The organism is Hominibacterium faecale (assembly GCF_020734085.1).
In the GTDB taxonomy this organism is placed as follows: domain Bacteria; phylum Bacillota; class Clostridia; order Peptostreptococcales; family Anaerovoracaceae; genus Hominibacterium; species Hominibacterium faecale.
Genome location: NZ_JAJAGH010000001.1, coordinates 246,717 through 265,350 on the forward strand (window position 1 = coordinate 246,717; position 18,634 = coordinate 265,350).

16 protein-coding genes are annotated in these 18,634 nt (G+C 48.3%); 11 read left to right on the plus strand and 5 right to left on the minus strand.

Going from position 1 to position 18,634, the window contains the following annotated elements; translation table 11 throughout:
* Positions 1-7: 7 nt before the first annotated feature.
* From LG211_RS01120 to LG211_RS01145, 6 genes are all read left to right on the plus strand, one after another.
* Positions 8-5,347, plus strand: a complete 5,340-nt coding sequence (locus tag LG211_RS01120) for a hypothetical protein (RefSeq protein WP_269476894.1) — start codon at positions 8-10, stop codon at positions 5,345-5,347.
* Positions 5,348-5,419: 72 nt separating this feature from the next.
* Entirely contained in the window at positions 5,420-6,100 is a 681-nt protein-coding gene (tsaA, locus tag LG211_RS01125; RefSeq protein WP_272490535.1) for a tRNA (N6-threonylcarbamoyladenosine(37)-N6)-methyltransferase TrmO, read from the plus strand.
* Positions 6,101-6,489: 389 nt separating this feature from the next.
* On the plus strand, positions 6,490-6,855 hold the full coding sequence (locus LG211_RS01130; protein WP_148395540.1) for a DUF2089 domain-containing protein: 366 nt from the start codon (positions 6,490-6,492) through the stop codon (positions 6,853-6,855).
* A 21-nt stretch (positions 6,856-6,876) separates the two neighbouring features.
* Positions 6,877-7,263: an SHOCT-like domain-containing protein gene (locus LG211_RS01135; protein ID WP_148395541.1), complete on the plus strand. Its 387-nt coding sequence runs from the start codon at positions 6,877-6,879 to the stop codon at positions 7,261-7,263.
* A 12-nt stretch (positions 7,264-7,275) separates the two neighbouring features.
* Positions 7,276-7,536 carry a hypothetical protein gene (locus tag LG211_RS01140; protein ID WP_148395542.1) on the plus strand — a complete coding sequence of 87 codons (261 nt, stop codon included), beginning with the start codon at positions 7,276-7,278 and terminating at the stop codon, positions 7,534-7,536.
* Between the two features lie 142 nt (positions 7,537-7,678).
* Complete coding sequence (locus LG211_RS01145; protein ID WP_269476895.1) at positions 7,679-7,984, plus strand: hypothetical protein; 306 nt, start codon at positions 7,679-7,681, stop codon at positions 7,982-7,984.
* 62 nt (positions 7,985-8,046) lie between these two features.
* Here LG211_RS01145 and LG211_RS01150 read toward each other — a convergent pair whose 3' ends face one another.
* Positions 8,047-8,919 carry a YitT family protein gene (locus LG211_RS01150; RefSeq protein WP_227754789.1) on the minus strand — a complete coding sequence of 291 codons (873 nt, stop codon included), beginning with the start codon at positions 8,917-8,919 and terminating at the stop codon, positions 8,047-8,049.
* A 114-nt stretch (positions 8,920-9,033) separates the two neighbouring features.
* On the opposite strand from LG211_RS01150, the gene LG211_RS01155 reads away from it, so the two are divergent.
* The 3 genes from LG211_RS01155 to LG211_RS01165 all read left to right on the plus strand — a co-directional run bounded on the left by LG211_RS01155 (position 9,034) and on the right by LG211_RS01165 (position 12,100).
* Positions 9,034-9,495, plus strand: a complete 462-nt coding sequence (locus LG211_RS01155) for a TFIIB-type zinc ribbon-containing protein (RefSeq protein ID WP_227754788.1) — start codon at positions 9,034-9,036, stop codon at positions 9,493-9,495.
* Positions 9,496-9,722: 227 nt separating this feature from the next.
* Complete coding sequence (locus LG211_RS01160; RefSeq protein WP_148395547.1) at positions 9,723-11,201, plus strand: YfcC family protein; 1,479 nt, start codon at positions 9,723-9,725, stop codon at positions 11,199-11,201.
* 11 nt (positions 11,202-11,212) lie between these two features.
* Entirely contained in the window at positions 11,213-12,100 is an 888-nt protein-coding gene (locus tag LG211_RS01165) for a DUF2971 domain-containing protein (RefSeq protein ID WP_148395548.1), read from the plus strand.
* A 405-nt stretch (positions 12,101-12,505) separates the two neighbouring features.
* Here the strand turns inward: LG211_RS01165 and LG211_RS01170 are convergent, their stop codons facing one another.
* From LG211_RS01170 to LG211_RS01185, 4 genes are all read right to left on the minus strand, one after another.
* On the minus strand, positions 12,506-15,667 hold the full coding sequence (locus LG211_RS01170) for an FtsX-like permease family protein (RefSeq protein ID WP_269476896.1): 3,162 nt from the start codon (positions 15,665-15,667) through the stop codon (positions 12,506-12,508).
* A 4-nt stretch (positions 15,668-15,671) separates the two neighbouring features.
* Entirely contained in the window at positions 15,672-16,373 is a 702-nt protein-coding gene (locus LG211_RS01175) for an ABC transporter ATP-binding protein (RefSeq protein WP_148395550.1), read from the minus strand.
* Entirely contained in the window at positions 16,370-16,801 is a 432-nt protein-coding gene (locus LG211_RS01180; RefSeq protein ID WP_253021135.1) for a MarR family winged helix-turn-helix transcriptional regulator, read from the minus strand. The genes LG211_RS01175 and LG211_RS01180 overlap by 4 nt, the downstream gene beginning before the upstream one ends.
* A 108-nt stretch (positions 16,802-16,909) precedes the next feature.
* Positions 16,910-17,536 (minus strand): superoxide dismutase, encoded by a 627-nt coding sequence (locus tag LG211_RS01185; protein ID WP_148395552.1) that lies wholly within the window; start codon positions 17,534-17,536, stop codon positions 16,910-16,912.
* Between the two features lie 184 nt (positions 17,537-17,720).
* Between LG211_RS01185 and LG211_RS01190 the strand changes: the two genes are divergently transcribed.
* Both LG211_RS01190 and LG211_RS01195 read left to right on the plus strand, forming a co-directional pair.
* A complete protein-coding gene (locus LG211_RS01190) occupies positions 17,721-18,023 on the plus strand; it encodes a LysO family transporter (RefSeq protein ID WP_148395553.1) in 303 nt (100 codons plus the stop codon).
* Entirely contained in the window at positions 18,016-18,612 is a 597-nt protein-coding gene (locus tag LG211_RS01195; RefSeq protein ID WP_148395554.1) for a LysO family transporter, read from the plus strand. Before LG211_RS01190 ends, LG211_RS01195 begins: the two co-directional genes overlap by 8 nt.
* Positions 18,613-18,634: the final 22 nt, after the last annotated feature.

Sequence of the window (18,634 nt, forward strand, 5' to 3'; positions counted from 1 at the left end):
GAGAGGCATGAGAATGAAGATAGATCAAATATCCGTTATGCAAAAGAAGAAAAAGGCAGACATTTTAGTGGCACTGCTGACCGTGTGCCTGCTTCTGTTCACACTGGGAATGGCAGGCAGGCAGGTTTATGCAGAGGATCATACCGTTCTGATTACCATGGATGATACGGTCCGGCTGCAGCTGCCGGTATCAGACGGTGCGGTCCTCCTGCCCGAATGTCCTCCGGAAATCGCGGCGCTTCACAAGCAGGAAGCAGGGGATGGGGATACCTTTGCCGGCTGGCAGGAAAAAGGCGCTGATGATTCTGTGGCTGCCCAAAAGGCAGGTGCAGCTTTTCCAGTAGGTGAAAAAACTACGGTTGCCCTGAAGTCCGTATGGCGGTCTGCTGACAGGGATGAGACAAAGGAGCCCATAGAGCCAAAGAAAGCTGCGGCTGCTGCCAAATCTTCGGTCAAGTCATCCCCTGCGGCTGCTGCCGTTTCACAAAAGACGGTCTATGTAAATCAGAGCACTGGAGTCGATACCAATGATGGAACAAAAGACCAGCCGGTTAACACTCTGGATGCGGCGGCTGGTAAGCTGACCAAAGCGGCCGATGGGGGGACGGTTGAGAATAATAAAATCCTAATCCAGGGAAAGTATAGTCTGGGTACTGGCAGGGAGATAACATTATTTGCAAGGGATAAATCCGTTCCGGTAACCATAGAGGGCGATCCTGGGAAGGATGCTGAGTTAAGTCAGAAATGGACAACGGATCAGACGGAATCCTTTGTTAATCTGGACGATGACCTGTGCCTGCAAAAGATGAAAGCAACCGGGATCGAACATATATACGGGCAGGGGCATAACATAACAATCGGGGAAGGGGTAAATAATTACGGGAACATAGAAGGGATTAACGGAGCAAGATACTTCTATTTGTATGGAGCTGGAAATAATGAGATTCTTAATAAGAAGGTCGGGGAGATTGTAGTCAGGAGCGGAAAAACAACAAGAATTGCCGGTTATGTGAGAAGTAACCCAAGCCTTGATGCACAGAACCTGCCCGCAAAGATCACAATATCCGGAACGGCTGAGGTAGACACCATTATTACAGGCAATGCCAGCGGACAGGTAATAAATGCAGAGGCAGAGATTACGGTAGCTGGAGGGAAGGTAGGGACCCTGGTTGGAGGTAATCAGGGGTTTAATGCTGCGCCGTCCGATTTCCAGGGTAATACAGCCATCCGCATTTCAGGAGGAACGGTCAACAATGTCCTGGGTGCGGGAACGGGTCGGAATCAAAGTATTCCTACCTATACCGGCCATCTGTCCATTGAAGTTTACGGCGGGAACGCAAAAAACATTTATGGCGGCGGATCGGCTGCTTTTGTTACGAAAGACGGTAAGGTAGACATTAAGATTAGCGGCGGTACGGTAGGGGATGTCTTTGCAGCGGGCCAGGGCGGTGATGGAGCGATCGTCGCCCCAGATAGCGGCAAATCATTTACTGAATCTCAAGATCTGTTTGGGAGCATGCTTGGAACAGCGACGATCACCATTGCAGACAATGCTGTAGTTACGGGCAATATCTATGCCAGCGGAAGTGGGTTCGAGCCTGCATCGGATAAAAAATATGATACCACAAAAAATGCCTATTTGGGCGGAAAGGCTGATATCTCGATAGAGGGAGGCACGGTTAAAGGCAGCATTTATGGCGGCGGCAGGGGAATTAACAAGACTGGCTATGAACAGTGCGCCAGAGTGGACACTGGGGCAGAGGCCAAGGTTACGCTTTCCGGCGGGACGGTTGAGGGCAGCATCTATGGCGGCGGTGAGATTGCGAAGGTGGGAAGTAAGACTCAGGTTGTGATTTCAAAGGGCAGGGTTAAAGGCAACGTTTATGGCGGCGGCAAGACTGCAGATGTAACAGGCTCCGCAGAGGTTACGCTTTCCGGTGAGAACAATAACACAGTAATCGAAGGCAATGTTTACGGAGGCGGCGAGAAAGGCGCTGTAAAGGGCGGAACAACGGTCAATATAAAGCAGGCAACCATACAGGGTTCGGTCTACGGCGGAGCTCTGGGAGAAACGAATAAGGTACTGGTTGAAGGACGTTCTACGGTCAATATGACGGGCGGATGGGTCCAAAAAAATCTTTATGGCGGCAGCGAGCTGAGTAACGATGGTGCTGATGTGTCCGCGGGAACAGCGCTGCCGGATTTGGTCTTTGTGAACCTGGTCGGCGGTACGGTAGACCACAATGTATTCGGAGGCGGATATAAGGGGACGGTCAATGGCTCGACCCATTTACATATTGGCGAGGGAGCTCTGGGAGAGTGTAAGTATTATCAGGAACATCCTGAGGATAAACCTGATTTAAAACCATCGACTTTGTCTGTCAGCGGATCTGTTTATGCCGGCGGCGATTATGGCGGCGGCGCTGCCGGGTACGATGATATCACCGTAAAAGGCACTTCTCATGTATATATTGATGGGACGAACTATGATACGGGGCAAAATAATAATGCGCATCAGATGACAATAGCGGGCGGGGTCTTTGGCAGCGGCGCATCCTGTGATGCAGGCTCAACCCGTCTGGTCACCCTGAAAAATTACGGCGTGCGGACAGAAAATGAAAAAAAGGCCGCAAACGGAGCGACCCGCAGCTTAAAAGCGATCCAGCGGGCTGACCGGGTATTGCTGCTCAATTCGCATGTACAGCTGACCGGTCAATCGGACGCAGCCAATAAGGATCAGACTGCTCTGTACTCCCTGAACCGGGTTGGTGATCACGGAGAAGATAAGGTAACAGATGCTTTGGGAACCGGACTGGTACTCCAGAGCGGCAGTACGCTGGTACTGGAATCTCCGGTTATCGAACTGGCAAAATTTCAGAGTTTAGATGGGTCGGCGCAGGACGTAAAGGAGGAGGGGATTACAAGCTGCTCCAATACATTGCTGCTCAATACAGGCACAATTTTCCGCGTTGCTTATTCAGATTCAAATTACGGCCCTGTAAAGGGATACGCCTATCTGGCTGCGGGAGAAAAGGCAGATGCTTACGCATATGCGCGGCAAAACCCGAACACCGGAGATTCGGACGGCGGCTTTATTGATTTGGAGGGCAAGACGATTTCATTTACGAACGTGGACACCACTTATCGATACTGGCAGGTGCGCAACGGCACCCAGGTTCAGGCGGTGAGGGAGACCGTACTGACAGCCAGAACCCTGCAGTCTGGTGACAGCGGGTATGGTACGGATGGATTTTCTGTAGCGGCCGGTGAGATTGATCTTCCGCCGGCAGCGAAAGATTCTTCCTACAAGATTCAAAGTATCACTGCCCCAAGCGGTGTTACCTTCACAGAGGCCGCAAAAAACGAAACGTCTGCCTGGACCACATCTGATCAGAATAACAATGCTTCGACGCCAATCGATACAGAGAAGGAACAAAAAAAGATTAAGGATGATCCTCTGTCTTCGTTTGGCTTATATATGAAAAGCGGCAGCGGATTTGGGACTGCAGCTGCTGGGAAAGTCGTTTCGCAGCGTTCAATGAATGCGGCTGATCCGAACAATATCATTAATACGAGCGTGGGTTCGATTGAAGAGACCCTTGTAGAGCCTCAGATCCAATTTTATCTGACCTATGATAATGAGGGGATCACAAGCAGTAAAGAAATCGGTACAGTGGAAGTGGTACTGAACCGCTATGATAGTAAGAATGTGCTGCAGGAAACGACCACAATGAAGGTGAAGATCGTTACCAGGGCCACAGCTCTTACCTCGCAAACAGTGGATCTTTATGCGACCCAGGGCGGAAGCTATACCGGAAAGCTGCTCATTCCCTCAGGAAGTGATCATACATTTTCTTTAACCAAGGTTACAAAGGGAAGCAGCAGTCTGGTACCTGTTAATGGTACAATTACGGATCATAGCTTTGCGATTCAAATGGAGCCGGAACAGGACCAGGCTTGGAAGTCCATAAAGAATAAAACCTTGGATCTGGGAGCGTTCAGCACTGCGACTGTAATTGGAGAGACAGATGGCCGTTATGAAGCCCCGGTTCTGTTTACATTAAAGAATGTGAAGGATTTCCATGGTAAAGATACAGCAGATGAAATCGTCCTGACCTTGAGCGATAGCAGCGTTAATCCTGCAGAGACGTTTGATGTTACGCTGAGGGTCAACTGGAAGGAATCGGCGGTGTCAAAAATCGATGTCCAGTCCGGGAGGCAGTATAACGGCCTGACTCCGTCTGATTCAGTCAGCATCAATGCAAAGAGTGCCATCACTGCCCAATTTACTCTTCGCCAGCAAACGGCGGTAGCCAGCCTGTGGCTGGAATTGCAAGACAATAGTGGGACCAGGGTTTCGCTGCCAGAAGGAACTCGGATCACACTCATTCAACCTGCAAACTTTTATACCTATGAAGTGACCGGTGCAGAAACAGACAGCAAAATTCAGCTGAAGGACTATACACTTATGTGGTCGGATACGACACAAACGCTCACTGGAAATTTAAGCACAACGCCATTTGCAATGATTGTCGATTTTGAATCAGCAAAAGAATCAATCAAAACTGGTGACCATAGCCTGCGGCTGCGAACGGAAGACGGCGCGGACTCCATAGGAGCAAGCTTTACCATAAATCCAGGATCAGCAGCAATTTCTCTGTCCGGCGGTAATGGATTATCCAGGGGAGAACATACTTTTTCATTGAGGTTTTCAGCTGGGAGCGATACCCGGCTGAGCGGAGATGCGGTAGCAGTTCTTTCTCCAGCAGCGGGCCAATCTTTCCCCAAGGGGACGTTGTTCAAATATAGCGGGAAAACCTATTATCCCAATCAGGGGAAGGTGTATCTGCCTCTATCTGATGATGCCCAGGAGGTGATTATGGATACCACAGCATCGGCTGGCCTTGCGGCGGGGGACCAAGTGATAAACGCGGAATTATTTTCAACCGGGCACAGTACAGGCAAAACAGCGGCGCCGCTTGTCAAAACAAGCACAACCTATACGGTTGAGGCCAACCCTGTTTATGGGATCAAGGTGGCTGCTGATGATGAGAAACGCATAGCAGCCAGTGGTACGAAACTTTCCTTTAAGGCAGATTATTCAGTTGAAAACCAAAAGAGCGGCGGGGGCCTCAAGATTGAGGTGGCTGTTCAGCAGAAAGAAGAGAAAAATTATGTTCCCCTTGCATCCCCGTGGACGGTGACTGGAAATGAAGCGATTACAACGGGTTTCGGGTCACAACAGCTGTCTGTTCAAATTCCGGAAGACCAGGCTCCGGGTACGTATCGGCTGCTGTTCACCCTGGGTGATCAAAAGGTGCCCTATAATGTAATCGTTTCTGACTAGTGTTTTTGATTGACAGAGGGCCCATCTTGCAGTAAGATCAGCTAAACAGACATCAGATGGGAGTGGTCGATTATGCGGCAGGTAAAACCGATCGGGTATATCCGTACCGATTTTTCTACAAAATTTGGAATACCCCGCCAGAGCGGGCTGGTAAAGGAACTGGAAGGAAGGATTATCTTTGAGCCGGAATTTCGCATAATGGAAGCGGTGCGGGGTCTGGAGGAATTCTCCCATATCTGGCTGATCTGGGAATTTTCCCAGTCCGCGGGGCAGGGCTGGTCGCCCACCGTACGGCCGCCAAGGCTGGGAGGCAACAAAAGAATGGGTGTATTTGCCACCAGATCCCCTTTCCGGCCCAATCCTATCGGATTGTCCTGCGTGGAACTGAAAGCGATTGAAGCTGATCCACATCTGGGCCCGGTCTTGCACGTGCTTGGTGTTGATCTTATGGATCACACTCCCATTTTAGATATTAAGCCCTATATTCCCCATGCGGACAGCTGTCCGGAGGCTGAGGGCGGGTTCAGCGCTGCTTTCAGGGACTACGGGCTTGAAGTTGTTTTTCCTGAAAAGTGGCTGGGCCTTATTCCGGCGGAAAAACAGGCGGCGCTGATTGGAGCGCTGCGCCAGGATCCCAGGCCTTCTTACCAGAATGATCCGGATCGGATTTACGGATTTGAGTTTGCTGGATTCGAAGTCCGCTTTCGAGTCGCGGATTTGCGGCTGATTGTTTGTGAAGTGGCGCCCGTATGAGTTTGAGAAGATCGTCGGGTTTTGCTGCTTGCCGGTTTGCCAGTTTGCCAGTTTGTCGGAAAAAACCAAAAAAATTCATCGAATTTACGCACGTTTCAACGATTGCGCTTTCTCAAATTCAGATCAAAGCGGGGCTCCCCCGCTTTTTTCTGTTTGAGGACCTGCCGCCCTACAACTTTGCGTAAATTTTTTTCGTTTTTGCAGAACTTTTCCGGAAAATCCGGAAAGTCTGGAGCGGCCCGGGACAACCGGGTGGGGCAGCTTCTAAAATTCGGAATTTTGCTCGGAAACTTAAATATATTAATCGGTTCATTAAAAATGTTAATTAATATATTGACATTTTTAATTAGCGGGTGTAAAGTAAAGACATCGGAAAGGAGGGCCTGGGAATGAACAAAGTGATCAGTCAGTGTCCGGTCTGCCAGGGGGAGTTAAGAGCAGCGCGGCTCAAATGCGGAGACTGCGGAACTGTGATTGAAAACGACTTTTCACTGAGCAAATTTGATTATCTGTCCGGCGAAGAACTTTACTTTACCGAAACATTTATCCGCTGCCGGGGGAATATCAAAGAAGTGGAAAAGGAATTGAAGATTTCCTATCCAACCGTACGAGCCAAACTGGATGGTATTATTAAAAAATTGGGGTACGAGAACAGCGCGGATAAAGAAGAGGAACGAAGCCGGCGCCAAGAAGTTCTGAATTCGTTGGAACGAGGTGAAATATCCGCAGCAGAAGCGATTGAAAAATTAAAGTAATGAGGAAGAGAGGGGAATACAATGGACGAAAAACTAAGAATTTTAAAAATGGTAGAAGAAGGTACGATTACCGCCGATGAAGCAGCTGAACTGATGAAGGCCGTCGGTGCAGACGATCAGCAGGAGAATGCGGTAACAATGCACAGCAATTACGATAAAAAGATGTTCCGCATTATTGTAGATAGTGAAAAAGGAGATAAGGTTAACATTCAATTCCCGGTCGGGGCGGTAAAGAAAATATTAAAGGCCACCGGAAAGCTTCCAATTCCGGATAAGAACTTGGAAGGCATGGATCTTTCGGCCATGATAGATGCAGTTTGCGAATGCCTGGACGATGAAGTGGAAGGCGATTTTGTGAACGTGACAGCGGCGGACGGAACAATTGTACGCATTTACGTAGATAAATAGAGGGGAAGTGTCATGTGGATTCGAATCCGTACAGAGGACGTGAACTTTTCCATGCCGGCGCCGTTATCCATGGTCGGCTTGGTATTGCGAGCTGTGCCCGAAGCGGCTTTTGCCAAAATGCGCGAAAAGGTAGAGCCGCCCTATGATCAGTTGATCACAAAGCAGACGATTGCGTTCTTATGGCAGGAATGCTGGGGCAGCCTAAAACCCTATAAAGGCTTGGAGCTTGTCCATGTTGAAGCAGACGGCACTTACGTGTCGATCCGCTTGTAAGCGAAACCGGTAAAATCACTTCCTACTGTAAAATTACCGGATATTACCACTATTTCTTGATCCATTCGATCTCTATAATAGAAGTAGAAAGGATAACTTTAACTATTGATGAAGCATGGTTGAAGGAAATAGTACATTGGGTATGAACGATATTGCGAAAGTTATGATGAACCGCAGCAGGGCGGACCGTCAAAAGGCGCTGGCAAAACGTTATCTGATGACGTGGAATACAGATGTGACCGATGACGAAGCAGAGCGGATGTTGAAGCATGATGATTTTATGAAAGACTTACTCAAAGAATACATGCGAAAAGAGCTGGAATCTGTGCTGCTGCAAATTGACCGTATCAACCAGGAACGAAGACGAAAAGAAAAAATGCTGGAAATGGAATTGTTGTTGAGCGATTTGAAATTGCGTCTGCCGGACTTGATCGATTTATTGAGCTGACAGGATTAAAAGTTCCGGAATTTTCGGGAATTTTTTGTATGATGGGCTCTGCGCTGAGTAGACTACTCTTTTGGATGATCATCCAAAAGGTTCGCTTGCCGCTCAAGAGTAAAGCCGCGTCCCCGTACTTCGGTGACGGAAGAGATGACCATAAAGGCATTGCCGTCAATTTCCTGAATCAGCTTCTTGGCTTCATTGAGCTTGCGGCCGGTGAGAATGCTCATAATGGCTAATTGCTTTTCGCCGGTAAATCCAGTTTCGATGTTTACCAGGGTAGCGCCGCAGTCCAGCTTTTGAAGGAGTCCTTGTCTGATGGCCTGATAATCTTTGCTGATGACCATTAGCTGTACCTTGCTGCTGCCCATAACCATCACTTTATTGACGGTTGCTGAACAGAGAAAGACGACAATGATTCCATAGAGGACTTTTTCCGGAGAAGAAAAGGTTACTTGTGCCAGAATGATCAGGGTATCGATGGCATAGAGGCTGGCGCTGACGGGAATTCCGAATTTTTTATGAAAGATCAACGGCGGAATATCGAAGCCTCCGGTGGATGCACCGACCTTTAATACCAGTCCGACGCCCAGACCCATAAGTGTTCCTGCAAAAACGGCCGCCAACAACAGGTTGTCCGTCAAATGCTGCAGAACATCCAGCTTCTGCAGCAAGTCCAAAAGCAGTGGGTATAGAAACGTACTGATCAGCGTAGTCACCGCAAACCTGCGTCCCAGGCAGACCAGTCCCACGGCAAACAAGGTCACATTGGCCGCGGCCACAGAAACAGCTATAGGAATGCCGAAGTAATGCTCCAAACAGAGCGCGAGCCCGGTGGTGCCTCCTGCCATCAGATTACTAGGAATGACAAAGGCTGCCACACTGAGCGCCAGAATTAAGTTGCCTGCTAAAATACCAATCACGCTGATCCACTTTTTCATAATCTACCTCCAGAAATTCGTTTGATGTCTTGATGAAGTTTCTATAAAACCACTATCATAATATGAGAAATGTGTTAGAATGTAAAGTAACGATTTGGAAAAAGAGGTTAAACAATGAACAACTGGAGAGCGAAGTTATATCAATTTATGCAGGGGCGATATGGGTTTGACGCTTTTGGACAATTCTTGATCATTGCGTCTATGGTCGTTATATTATTGTCCAATCTCATTCGATTCCGCTTTGTCTATTTGGCAGGAATCGCGCTGCTAATCTATGCATATTTTCGCATCATATCGAGAAATATATACAAAAGACAGCGGGAAAATCAGAAGTATCTTGCCCTTCGCGCCAAATTCAGCCGTAAGAAGAACGGCGGCACAGTGAATAATTGGAAAGGCGGAAACGCAAATACCGGTTATGGTCCAGGTGCGGCCGGCGGCAATGAAAACGAAAACGCCCAATTTAGTTTTTACCGCTGCCGCAATTGCGGGCAGACTGTTCGTGTACCCAAAGGAAAAGGGACGATCAAAATCACTTGTCCCAGCTGCGGAAATTCCTTTATTGACCGAACATAGTGTACTGACACGCTGAAAATCCGGCAAATGACTTGCCGGATTTTCCCCTCACTGCGTTGTCATCGTTCGCCGTAGCTGCGGCTACGCCTCATTCTTCCGCCTTGTGAGATAAAAATCCTTCGGCGTCATTTATCCAAACTTCAACGTGTCAGTACACTCGTGTACTAGAATAAAAATCCTCACACCTGTGCAAGCTAACAAAAAACAGGAATTGTGAGGATTTTATTATGAAAAAATTCAGAATGCCAAGCGCATTTACCATACTGTTCTTGATCATCATTGTGATCGCTGTCCTGACCTGGATCGTACCGGCGGGGACTTACCAGTATGTAGATGAAAACGCTACGCCTTTGGAACCGGTTCCCGGCACTTATGAGGCAATCGCACAGAATCCCCAGGGATTTTGGGAAGTGCTGCGGGCGCCCATCGAAGGATTTTTTAACGCAACCGATATTATCGTATTTATTCTGGTTATCGGCGGATTTTTAGGCCTGGTGACAGATACCGGCGCCATTGACTCGGGAATTGGCTCCATCGTAACCAGACTCTCTGGAAGAGAAACAATCATGATCCCCATCCTTATGTGCATCTTTGCACTGGGAGGGACCATTTTTGGTATGTCAGAGGAAACGATTGCCTTTTATGTATTGGTAATCCCTGTCTTTATCGCGGCCGGCTTTGATTCCATCACCGGGTTTGCAGTAATTTTTCTGGGTGCAGGCATCGGTTGTCTGGGTTCTACGGTCAACCCATTCGCCACCGGAATTGCCTCCGGGTTTGCCGGCATCTCCATTGGCGAGGGGATCGTACTGAGGATAATCCTGTTAGTAGTGACACTGATCATCGGGATTCTCTTTGTCATGTCCTACGGGAAAAAAGTGAAAGCCGATCCATCCAGATCGCTGGTCTACCACATGAAAGAAAGCAATGAACAGCATTTCCTCTCACAGAAAACGGAAGGCAGCCAGGCCATGACCGGAAAACAGAAAGCAATTCTGTGGGTGTTTGCCATCAGCTTTTTTATCATGGTATTGGGGGTCATTCCCTGGGCGGACAAGTTCGGTATCACCATTTTTGAAGACTTTAACAAATGGGTACTAGGCATTCCGGTCTTGGGAACAGTGCTGGGACATATCACGCCTCTGGGTTCCTGGTGGTTCGGCGATATTACGATCCTCTTCCTGCTGTCGTCCTTTATCTGCGGACTGATCTGGAGATGGAAAGAGCTGAGATTCATTGAATTATTTCTCAATGGGGCAAAGGATTTGTTGGGGGTAGCTTTAATCATCGGCATTACCCGAGGAATCGCTGTGGTGATGAATGACGGGGGCATGACAGCCACTATCCTCCACTGGGGAGAGGAGTCCCTCAAATCCATGGGCTCGGTGGCATTTGTCGATTTGTCCTATTTATTCTTTCTGCTCCTTTCCTTCCTGGTTCCATCTTCATCCGGATTGGCAGCCCTTGCCATGCCCATCATGGCCCCGGTGGCGGATTTCGCATCTGTCGGCAGGGATGTCATTATCACTGCCTATGCTTCAGCCAGCGGACTGGTCAACTTGATCACGCCCACCAGCGGAGTTTTGATGGGGGCCCTGGCAATCGCAAGAGTTTCCTACGGCGTTTACCTCAAGTGGGTCTGGAAATTCCTGCTGATTTTGTTCTTGCTGGTGCTGGTGATCCTCAGTTTAGCCGTTATTTTGTAGAAGGTGCAGGCATGGACGATTATAATCGGATCTATCATTACACTTCCGCAGATGGTCTTTGCGGGATTCTTTCGACGGGGACTTTATACTTTACTGATAGTCTTTTCCTCAACGACAGGAGCGAACGAAAGAATTTTTATTTGATCCTAAAGGAATATCTGCAGAAGGCTCCGCTGGAAAAGAATTGGATCAAAGAAGTGGAAAGACGCTATTTCGGGGAAAACAATTCCATCTTTTATAAGCTGATCAATACCAATCCGTCCGACAAGCGGGCAATGCGCTACTTTGTGCTGTCCTGTTCAAAAGACCGGGACAGCCTGCCTATGTGGAATTATTATACACGCAGTATCCATGCGGCCGGATATAATCTGCATTTTCATACCCGGGAACTGATCCGGCAGATGAGGGAACATCCTATCGTTGAAAAGCTCACCGCCGGGCGGGGCAGCGTCATGTGCAGAGGCGTTGTCTATGATGAACGGAGAAAGTTGACTGCCCTGGATCAAATCATGCGGCAAGCGCAGGCAAAATGGAGCAAACTGCCGTCTCAGATTGAACGGGAGGTGCTGCTTTCCAAGCTGGATCGAGCATTTGAAACCATGAGTTTATTCTACAAAGACAGCGCCTTTGCACATGAGCGGGAGGTTCGATTGGTCATCTGCGCGGAAAATGAGCGGGTCCATGCTTTACCGGAGTGCTGTTACCAATTCCGAAAGGTTCGAGGTATTCAAGTTCCCTGCCTGGTGATCGACGTTCTTGAAAAGGGGCGGGCGATCGCAGGCGTAACAGCCGGCCCTGCGCTGGATAAAGAAATGGCGGTCAATGGAGTTGAATACATGCTTCATTACTACGGATTTCCTCAGACCTGCAAGGTTTCTTCCGTACCGCTGCGGTATTGATGGGAGTGGAATGCGTTGCTGTTCCTGCGCTTTACATTGAAGTCATATATAATGTAAAAAAGAGATGAAAAGCTGGTTGACAATTATATGAATGATAACGATCCGGAAAAGCATGATACTATAACGCTTGAAGAGTTGGCAAAGCGGGAAGGCATAGAGCTATGAAATATACGATCGTAATTGAGAAACCAGCGGCGACATTTATTATGAAACTCCCAAGGCCGGATAAAGATAAGTATTAGAGCATACTAGTTTTCATTTTTTTCCGAAACCTCATTTCCCCTAAAAACCCCATATCATATTATTCTATTTTCCATTAAAAAGGCGATTACACCATGACTGGTTTCAGTCACCGTGCAATCGCCTTTTTGTTTTGTCGCGCGTTTATATGAAGAAAAAATGAGATTAATCAACAGCCTTCATCGATTCCACCATCTCAATGCGCCGCAGCTTAAAGATCATCAGAACGTCCACCAGCGCTGAGAAGGCCAGGGTGATCAGGGCGGCCAGTACATAGCTGAGGGGCGAGATTTCGCGTCCCATCATAAAATCAGGCGATTCGGCAGTGATCACCACATAGCGGTGAAGGGCAAACCCAGCGGCCAGCCCTGCCAGTGTTCCCAGAATGGACAAGAGTCCGATCTCGCGGAAAATATAGCGAGCCACCTCATTGTGATAATAGCCGAGAACCCGCAGGGTCGCCAGTTCCCTGCTGCGCTCATTGATGTTTATATTGGTCAGGTTGTAGAGAACCACTACAGCCAGGGCGCCGGCGCACAGTATGAGCACATAGACGATCAGATTGATGCTGGACAGCATCCCCTCATAGCTTTGCTTCAATTGAGAATTAAATTCAGAGGACGCCACATATTCCGAATCCTGAAGCCCCTGAGCAGTCTGATCCTGAGCTGCCAGGCCCTTTATTCCAGACTGCACCAGATAACCGTTATAATCAAAGCCGCCGAAAGCCGACCGATATACAGATTGATCCATATAAAGGTAGCAGCCCACATAATTTTCCGTAATGTCGGTGAGGGTAAATTCGGCAGTCTGATCATCGATGTTTTTCAGCGTAAAGCGATCTCCCGGAGAAAGTTCCAGTACATCGGCCATTTTCTCAGTCATGATCACCCCATCCTGATCAAAGGAGATGGCGGTATTACTTCTGGGATGACGCAAAAGAATAAATTGACAAAAAGCCTGATCGTTCTCCGGTATATAAAGGGTGGTACTGATCTTCTCGCTGCCACCGGCAGAAGAAGCCTCTGCAGCCTGACTGCTTACTTTGGTGTGCGCTTTTCCGTCCAGAAAATCCTGGAGGGTGGAGTCGGTTTTATCTTCTACCAGTTCAATCTTCATATCATACTTGAAGATTTGGTCATATTGCGTATGAACGATTTCCGACATGGAATCCTGCAGTCCAAAACCAGTGACCATCAGCGCCGTGCAGCCGGCAATGCCGATGATGGTCATGAAAAGATGCTTTTTATAGCGGAAAATATTTCGTGCAGTGGCTTTGTAGCTGAAAGAAAGCCGCTTCCAGAGAGCCGTTGCCCGCTCCAGCAAAATGCGTTTTCCTGCCTTGGGCGCTCTGGGCACCATCAAAGCGGCAGGCTTCTCGCTGAGCGTGCGGCTGCAAGCAAACCAGGTCGCTCCCAGGGTACAGAGAATTTCCAGTCCACAGGATATGAGTGCAAATTTTCCGTTGAACTGAAGGATCAGCTCCGGCAGTTCGTATTGGGAGGCATAGGCCTTGTAGAGAACGGTGGGCAGCAGTTGAAAGCCGCTGGCCAGTCCTACGGCGCAGCCCAGAACCGTGGCCGCACCGCAGTAAATCAGGTATTTGGCCATAATGGTGCGACGATTGTAGCCCAGAGCCTTTAGAGTACCGATTTGAATCCGCTCCTCTTCTACCATTCGGGTCATGGTAGTGAGGGATACCAAAGCGGCCACCAGGAAAAAGAAAATAGGAAAGACTGCGGCCACATCGGCTACTTTCTCCACATCGACCTGATAGCGGGCGTAGCTGACATTGGAATTTCGGTCCAGGATGTACCATTCAGGTTTGTCCAGATCGTCAATATCCGCTTGTGCTTTGTCAATTTTCTTCTCTGCCTTGGCAATCTCGGCTGCGGCTGTTTCTTTTCCATCCTTATACGCAAGGCGTGCGCTATCCAGCTTCTTTTTTGCATCGGCCAATTTTTTTTCATTGGAAAAAATAGTCTTCCTGGCATCGGCTAACTTTTTTTCGTTTGCTGTGATTTCCTTTTGGGATTGGATTATCTTTTTTTCATTGGCTTTAATCTGGTTTTCTGCACCAGCCAGTTTCTTTTCTTGCTCCGTCACTTGGGCAAGCCCTTGTTCATATTGGGCGAGCCCCTGATCGTAGGCAGCAATTTGGGCCAGCATTTCATCGGACAAGGGATATCCAGCAGCCAAAGCTTCTTTTGCCTGCTGGACTTGATCCTTTACTGCGTCCAATTGCTTTTTACTTTCATTCAGCTGCTTTCGGGCCTGCTCCACTTGGGTCTTACCAGTACTCAGCGCCTCCTTCGCTTTTTTCAGCTGGGCTTTTCCCGATTTAAGTTCTTTTTTGCCATCCGCCAGCTTTGCCTCGCCGGTCTTTAACTGCGCCTTGGCTTTGCCCAGCTGGGCGGTTCCACTGTCAATCTCCTGCTGGCCCTGATCGATCTGCTTTTTTGCGTCAGCCAGCTCTTTTTCCGATTTTTTCTTTTCCTTATCTAGTTTTTCTTTGGCATCCTTGAGCTTATCCTCTGCTTTTGCAACGATCTCGTCATAGCGGGCTGCGATCCGCACCGCAGAAAGGTCGTCGATCTCATCGGATACTGTCTGAATATGATCCTTGTAATCGTCCGAAAAAGAGGCTCCCGCATTTTTAAGGGTAAGGAAAAGATCGGTATAGGCATCCAGCTTGTAGGCGGAGCTGTCTGTATAGACAATGACACCCGCCCGTCCATTGCCCGCGGAGGCTGGTTCTTTGGAATTGCAGAAATAATAAGGGCTGTTGACAATTCCAACGATGGTGAAATTTTGCTGCCGATAGGTGTCGGAAAGATCCTCCGTATCCGGGGAGATGGCAAGGGTATCACCAATAGACAGCTGGGACATATAGTCGTTGGGTTTTTCAATTACGCACTCACCAGTTTTTTTCGGCATACGCCCTTTAACCAAGGTCAAATCGTTGATGAAGGCAGCACTGTTGTTTTTGGAAAGCTCCAGGCCATAGATTCGTCCGGCCAGAACCTCGTCCTCGCCGGTGGACATGAGCACATCCGTCACATAAGCAGGCATCACCTGGTCCACCTGGGGAAGGGAAGCAAGTGCCGCAGCATCTTCGCCGGTCAGACCCATGGTCGATTTAATATTAAAATCCGACATAGAACTGTCCTGGTAGTATTGATCTACGGAGGCCTTCATATCAGGAGTTGAGGAAAGGATCCCCACTAGAAAGCCTACTCCCAGAGCGACGATGGCTATAATGGCCACAAAACGGCCGAAACTCTGTTTGATCTCTCTTGTGATTGTGCGGGTGTAATTGCGTTTCATCAGATCACCACTCGATTTGTTCTACAGGAATAGGATGGTTGTTTTCTTCGGTTCGGGACACTTTGCCGCTATGAATGTGGATCACCCGATCAGCCATGGGCGTCAGCGCCTGGTTATGGGTTACTACGATTACCGTCTTATTCATGTTGCGGCAGCAATCCTGGAGCAGCTTGAGAATTGTTTTTCCGGTGCTGTAGTCCAGAGCTCCGGTAGGCTCATCACATAAAAGAATCTTGGGGTTCTTGGCCAATGCCCGGGCGATGGCCACCCGCTGCTGTTCGCCGCCTGAAAGCTGCGCCGGAAAATTGTCCATGCGCTCACCCAAGCCTACGGAGTGCAGCACCTCTTCCGGAGGCAGAGGTGCGCTGCATATTTCAGAGGCCAGCTCCACATTTTCCAGTGCAGTCAGATTTTGAACCAGATTATAAAACTGGAATACAAAACCCACGTCATGGCGGCGGTAAGCAGTGAGCGCTTTTTCGTTCATGTTGCTTACGATACGATCATCTAAAAGGACTGTACCTTCATCGCAGGAATCCATGCCTCCCAAAATGTTGAGCACTGTTGTCTTACCGGCTCCGCTGGGGCCGACGATGATGCAGAATTCTCCCTGTCCGATGGAAAAGGTGATATGATCGGCGGCGGCAATGGTCTGGCTGCCCATGTGGTAATATTTACAAACATCCTGAAATGTAACATAGCTCATTTGGAAATCCCCTCCATCTTTTCTGCTGTCAACTGAACCAGCCGCTGAAATTCCAACATATTTTTTTCGCCGATGGCATCCAGCAGCATATCAAAATATTGTTCAACGAACCTGCGTTTTTCTGTCACATAGCGGCCGCCAGCCAAGCTGAGGCGAACCTGCATCCGCCGCCGGTCCTCCTGGGCCGTCTCCATGATGACGTATCCTTTTTTGCGGAGAGCGGAGAGGATGGTAGTAATTCTTTGGCGGGTAACAAATAGGGAATCGCTCAGCGTTGAGGGATAGACGGTTTCTTTTTTATGGACGTCCAGATAAAGAAGGACCCGCATCTCTCCCTGACAGAATTCCATCAATGGGGCAACCAGTTCCATGTCATACATTTTTTGCAGCGATCCTAAAAAGGAATCCCGCAGCTGCCGTTTATCCATAGGTTGGTCCTTTCAAAAAGTAAATAGTATAGTATAATCAATATGGTTGACTATACTATACTATATTCGGCTTGCCAGTACAATATACAGTTTCAATTTTCTGAAATTTTATTTCTTCTGATTGAACCTAGCCTCTGCTTTGCCCCAATCAACAACCTCAAACCAGTTTCTCGCAAAACGATCCACCTGTACAGGATACTTGAGATAGTAGGCATGCTCCCATACATCCAGCGCCATCACCGGCATCAGCTTGTCAATGGCAGGACTGCTGCAATTACCGGTCGTTGCAATATGGAGCTTGCCGCCGCCTTCTGAATTGAGCCATACCCATCCGCTGCCCATGACACTTTTGGCCGCGTCCACAAACAAGTTCTTAAAATTTTCGTAGTTTCCGTAGTTGGCATTTATCGCTTTTAAAAGATTCCCATGGGGCAGAGTAGCGCGGCTGGGATCAAGCCCCTCAAAGAACAGGCCATGATTGTAGACAGAACCTGCATAAAATTTCATCTTTTGGGCGGTCACAGCAGGAACCTGGCGAATGTCCTTTAAAATCAAGTCCTGCAGCGTCCAGCTGCCATACTGGGGATTGGCTGCGATGAGCTGGTTGAGTGTTTCGACGGCATTTTTATAAATAACATCATAATGAAAATACATGGTGTTGGGATCCAGATATGGAACAAAGCTGGAGTAGGGGTGACGCATTGTGATTGGTGTAAAAGGGTATTTGTCTAACATAAAAGTCCTCCTTCATATTTAAAACTGCTTTTTATATACTATGAAACGCGGCAGGCTTTGTTGATAGGCATGATCCAAGAGGCATGGCAGCCTGCCAATCTGGAAAAAGACTTAACAAGGGATAGGGATCGATGGTATAATATGCATGTTTGATTTGTTTTGGGAAAACTTAAGGAGAGAATGAATGAATTTATTGGTATTATATCTGGCGATCACCTTTTTCGGCTATTTCGTCGGAAGCAAATTGAGAAAATCGGAAAAGGACTTTAAGTGGACGGGAAAGGTACAGCTGATTGCGATTATCGTCCTGGTTTTTACGATGGGAAGCCGCATCGGAGCTGATAAAAGTGTTATCGCATCCCTTTCGTCGATTGGGCTTACGGCGTTCATTTTAACCCTTTTGATCCTTGCGGGCAGCGTGGGCGCAGTTTTTGCCGCCAGAAAGCTGCTGGGCTTCAGTAAGGAGGGCATGAAAACCGATGACTAGAGCAATTTTAATTTCCGTAATCGCCGGAATTCTGGCCGGGTACTTTTTTCTCCCTGATTGGTTCATTGACCTTTCCGGTAATGTTTTGATTGCGGGCCTTTGCGTGTTGCTGTTCTTTGTGGGAATGGATATCGGAAGAGAAGGGACCGTAGTAGAAAATTTCAAGAAAGCCGGATGGCGTATTCTGATCTTTCCATTTGTGATCATTTTTGGTACCTTGATCGGCTCTCTCGCAGGGGCGTTGATTTTGCCGTCCCTGGGCATCCGTGACGCCTTGGCCATTGGTTCAGGCTTCGGCTGGTATACGCTGGCGCCAGTGATGCTTTCCAAGTATTCGACCTACGTGAGCGCACTTTCTTTCATGCACAATGTAATGCGGGAGCTGTTTGGAATTTTGCTGATTCCGATTGTTGCAAAAAAAATCGGGTATATAGAAACGGTGGCGCTGCCGGGAGCTGCGGCCATGGATGTGTGCCTGCCCATCGTTGAAAAAGCTACAAGAGGGGACATTGCGGTCTATTCCTTTCTATCGGGAGTGGTTCTCAGTATCGCAGTACCTGTTTTAGTGGGATTTATAGCCGGAGTATAGGCTGAAATATAAAAGGAGAAGA

What these genes read in the sequence shown, in the direction of transcription:
- LG211_RS01160 (WP_148395547.1), top strand. Translation starts at nt 9,723, where the DNA reads ATGAAAAAATTCAGAATGCCAAGCGCATTTACCATACTGTTCTTGATC.
- LG211_RS01175 (WP_148395550.1), bottom strand. Translation starts at nt 16,373, where the DNA reads ATGAGCTATGTTACATTTCAGGATGTTTGTAAATATTACCACATGGGC.
- LG211_RS01135 (WP_148395541.1), top strand. Translation starts at nt 6,877, where the DNA reads ATGGACGAAAAACTAAGAATTTTAAAAATGGTAGAAGAAGGTACGATT.
- LG211_RS01145 (WP_269476895.1), top strand. Translation starts at nt 7,679, where the DNA reads ATGAACGATATTGCGAAAGTTATGATGAACCGCAGCAGGGCGGACCGT.
- LG211_RS01155 (WP_227754788.1), top strand. Translation starts at nt 9,034, where the DNA reads ATGAACAACTGGAGAGCGAAGTTATATCAATTTATGCAGGGGCGATAT.
- LG211_RS01180 (WP_253021135.1), bottom strand. Translation starts at nt 16,801, where the DNA reads ATGGATAAACGGCAGCTGCGGGATTCCTTTTTAGGATCGCTGCAAAAA.
- LG211_RS01195 (WP_148395554.1), top strand. Translation starts at nt 18,016, where the DNA reads ATGACTAGAGCAATTTTAATTTCCGTAATCGCCGGAATTCTGGCCGGG.
- tsaA (WP_272490535.1), top strand. Translation starts at nt 5,420, where the DNA reads ATGCGGCAGGTAAAACCGATCGGGTATATCCGTACCGATTTTTCTACA.
- LG211_RS01120 (WP_269476894.1), top strand. Translation starts at nt 8, where the DNA reads ATGAGAATGAAGATAGATCAAATATCCGTTATGCAAAAGAAGAAAAAG.
- LG211_RS01140 (WP_148395542.1), top strand. Translation starts at nt 7,276, where the DNA reads ATGTGGATTCGAATCCGTACAGAGGACGTGAACTTTTCCATGCCGGCG.
- LG211_RS01190 (WP_148395553.1), top strand. Translation starts at nt 17,721, where the DNA reads ATGAATTTATTGGTATTATATCTGGCGATCACCTTTTTCGGCTATTTC.
- LG211_RS01150 (WP_227754789.1), bottom strand. Translation starts at nt 8,919, where the DNA reads ATGAAAAAGTGGATCAGCGTGATTGGTATTTTAGCAGGCAACTTAATT.
- LG211_RS01185 (WP_148395552.1), bottom strand. Translation starts at nt 17,536, where the DNA reads ATGTTAGACAAATACCCTTTTACACCAATCACAATGCGTCACCCCTAC.
- LG211_RS01130 (WP_148395540.1), top strand. Translation starts at nt 6,490, where the DNA reads ATGAACAAAGTGATCAGTCAGTGTCCGGTCTGCCAGGGGGAGTTAAGA.
- LG211_RS01165 (WP_148395548.1), top strand. Translation starts at nt 11,213, where the DNA reads ATGGACGATTATAATCGGATCTATCATTACACTTCCGCAGATGGTCTT.
- LG211_RS01170 (WP_269476896.1), bottom strand. Translation starts at nt 15,667, where the DNA reads ATGAAACGCAATTACACCCGCACAATCACAAGAGAGATCAAACAGAGT.